At 64.8% G+C, this 2024-nt stretch carries 3 protein-coding genes; all 3 read right to left on the reverse strand.

Annotated elements, in window-relative coordinates; translation table 11 throughout:
• Nucleotides 1–957: L-serine ammonia-lyase, iron-sulfur-dependent, subunit alpha (locus tag JNK68_00340; GenBank protein MBL8538795.1), on the reverse strand; the 957-nt coding region annotated here is incomplete at its 3' end.
• Nucleotides 958–1007: 50 nt separating this feature from the next.
• Entirely contained in the window at nt 1008–1868 is an 861-nt protein-coding gene (pflA, locus tag JNK68_00345) for a pyruvate formate lyase-activating protein (protein MBL8538796.1), read from the reverse strand.
• A 21-nt stretch (nt 1869–1889) separates the two neighbouring features.
• A partial coding sequence (locus JNK68_00350) for an autonomous glycyl radical cofactor GrcA (GenBank protein ID MBL8538797.1) occupies nt 1890–2024 on the reverse strand: 135 nt, incomplete at its 5' end.

Genomic DNA, 2024 nt, shown 5'->3' on the forward strand with positions numbered 1-2024 from the left:
GAGCAGGAAGTCGCAGATCGTGTCGTCGGTGACGTCCTGGCCGAATTTCTTGTACGCCTGCAGCACGGCCGGGACGATGCCCGCGGCGCCCATCGTCGGCGCCGTGACCACCTGGCCGAGCGTTGCGTTCACTTCCATCACTGCGAGCGCGTAGGCGTTGACGTGGTCCTGCAGCTCGAAGAGCTGGGCGCCCCAGGGCACCGCCTTGACCTTGTCCCAGATCTCCTTGGCGTGTCGCTTGAGACCGAGCCCCGGGATCTCGCCTTCGGCGGCGAGACCGATTTCGACGGATTTCTCCATCACCCCGGCGATCTCCAGCAGCTGGCGCTTGATCTCGGGCGCCGTGCGCCAGGTGAGCTCGTTCCGGAAGACGAGCTGCGCGATCGACTTGCCCTCGCGCTTGCAGAGCTCCGCGAGCTGCGCACCGGTGGTGTAGGGGAAGGGTTTCTTGACGTCACCGACCGAATCCTTCGGGTTGAGCGATTCGCGCTCGCAGATCACGAAGCCGCCGCCGATGGAGAAGTAGAGCGCGCGCTTGAGTTCGGCCCCGCTCGCATCGAGCGCCACGAACGCGATGCCGTTCGGATGCGTGGGGAAGCTCTTGTCGCCGTACCACTTGATGTCCCGCTCGGGATCGAACGGCACCATCTTCCTGCCGCCGAGATTGAGGGTCTTCTCCGTTTCGATCCGTTTCTGCTTGGCGGGAATCTGCGCGCTGTCGAGGGAGGCGGGCTCGTTGCCTTCGAGGCCGAGCATCGATGCGAGATCGGTGAAGTGACCCTTGCCGGTGAGCGACATGGAGGCGTAGAGCTCGATCTGCGCGCGCGCCGTCTTGTCGAAGAGACGCTCCGCGTCCAGCTCCTTCAGAAAACGCTGAGCCGCGACCATCGGCCCGAAGGTATGTGAGCTCGACGGCCCGACGCCCACCTTGTAGATATCGAACACGCTGATTGCCACGAGACTCTCCTCCTGTTATTGGTGCGTGCGGCAGCGATGCGAAAACGCGGCTAGAACACCGTCAGCCCTCTGCTGCGGAACTGGTTGCGCACGCGCTCGGCCAGCTCCGGGGTGGGCGGCTCGGTGTCTGCGAGCGGATAGTCGATGCCGAGCTTCTTCCACTTGTCCTTCCCCATCTGGTGGAAGCGCAGGATCTCGACGCGCTGCAGCGTCTTCAGTCCGGCACAGATGTCGGCCACGCGCTCGACGTTGTCGTAGTCGTCGGTCAGATTTGGCACGAGGACGAAGCGCACCCACAGCGGGCGACCGAGATCGGAGAGCCGCCGCGCGTAGTCCAGCGTCGGCTGCAGCGGCTGGCCGGTGACGCGCTGGTAGGTTTCCTCATCGCCCGACTTGATGTCGAGCAGATTGAGGTCGATATCCATGAGATCGGCGTCCGACAGCTTCTCGCCGAGGCGCCCCGCGGTGTCGAGACAGGTGTGGATGCCACGCGCCTTGGCGCGGCGGAAGATGCCGGTGGTGTACGCATGCTGCAGTACCGGCTCGCCACCCGAGATCGTGAGCCCGCCCTTGGAGATCTTGAGCACCTTCTCGTACTTCGAGATCTCCTTGAACATGCGCTTCAACGGCACCGGGCGGCCGTTGCGCTTGTGCCAGGTATCGGGGTTGTGACAGTACTGGCAGCGCAGCAGGCAGCCGGTGAGGAAGAGCACGAAGCGGATGCCCGGCCCGTCGACGGTGCTGCCGACCTCGATCGAATGGACGTAGCCCACGAGGTCGTCGGTTGCCGTGAGCGGCTCCTCGACGTCGCTATCGTAGACCTCGCGATATGACTTGTGGGTCTTGTGCTCGTCGGAGCCGCCACGGGCGACGTAGAGCCCGTAGCGGCTGCCGACCAGAGGGGCGGCCACGGTGCCTCCCGGGTGCGCCGGTCAAGCCTGGCCGTGGAACGTGCGGTTGAGCACGTCGAGCTGCTGCTCCTTGGTGAGTTTGACGAAGTTGACCGCATAGCCGGAGACGCGCACGGTGAGCTGCGGATACTTGTCCGGGTGCTCCATCGCGTCCTT

The sequence above is a fragment of the Betaproteobacteria bacterium genome (genome assembly GCA_016791345.1).
GTDB lineage: Bacteria > Pseudomonadota > Gammaproteobacteria > Burkholderiales > JAEUMW01 > JAEUMW01.